The 942-nt window shown below is 67.7% G+C and carries 1 protein-coding gene; it reads right to left on the bottom strand.

Features of this window, described 5'->3' with window-relative positions; translation table 11 throughout:
* Positions 1–876: DUF7507 domain-containing protein (locus DW297_RS07215; RefSeq protein ID WP_168442817.1), on the bottom strand; the 876-nt coding region annotated here is incomplete at its 3' end.
* Between the last annotated feature and the right edge of the window lie 66 nt (positions 877–942).

The following is a 942-nucleotide window of genomic DNA, read 5'->3' as shown; positions in this document are numbered from 1 at the left end:
GTCGACGTCGGCCTGCGTGATCGTGTACGTCGCCCCGCAGGTCGCGACCTCACCCGGGGCGAGCGTCGTGACATCGCACGTCACGGTGCCGACCTTCGGGTCGTTCACACCCACATCCGCGAGGGGAACGTTGCCGGTGTTCGTGATCGTGAACGAGTACGCGATCGTGTCGCCCACATCGGTCAGTCCGTTGCCGTTGACATCCACCGGGTCACCCGCGGTCTTGTCGATCGTCACCCCCGGGGCCGAGGCCTCCGACGGGGTCGTCGTCGAATCCGGGTCGGAGGGGACCGGGTCGCCGTTCGGATCCGTCCCCGACGCGGTGGCGGTGTTCGCCACCTCACCGGCCCGCTCATCCGCCGCGGTCACCGTGTAGGTCGCCGCCGAGCAGCTCGCGACCTCACCGGGGGCCAGGGTGGCGACATCACACGTCACGGCACCGGCCTTCGGGTCACTGACCGCGATGTCCGTCGCAGTGACCGTACCCGTGTTCGTGACCGTGAACGTGTAGTCGATCGTGTCGCCCGCATCCGTGATGCCATTGGCGTTCACATCCACCGGGGCACCGGCGACCTTGTCGAACAGCAGCGACGGCACCTGATCGACCGGCGTCACGATCGTGTCGGGCTCCGAGGGGACCGGATCCTCCCCGGGAGGCGTACCCGTCGCGGTCGCGGAGTTCTCGACCCCTCCCGCGTCGACGTCGGCCTGCGTGATGACGTACGGCGCCGCGGTGCAAATCGCGACCTCGCCGGGAGCGAGCGTCGTGACATCGCACGTCACGGTGCCCACCTTGGGGTCGTTCACACCCACATCCGACAACGGGACGTTGCCCGTGTTCGTGACCGTGAACGAGTACGCGATCGTGTCGCCCACATCGGTCAGGCCGACATCCTCCGTCGCGCGATGGGAAAGAAGAAGAAGTCCGAGCTGGACAAGCAG

This window comes from Microbacterium sp. PF5, assembly GCF_004794315.1.
In the GTDB taxonomy this organism is placed as follows: Bacteria; Actinomycetota; Actinomycetes; order Actinomycetales; family Microbacteriaceae; genus Microbacterium; species Microbacterium sufflavum.
The sequence above is the reverse complement of the archived record's forward strand: the minus strand, read 5'-3'. Positions and strand labels throughout refer to the sequence as shown.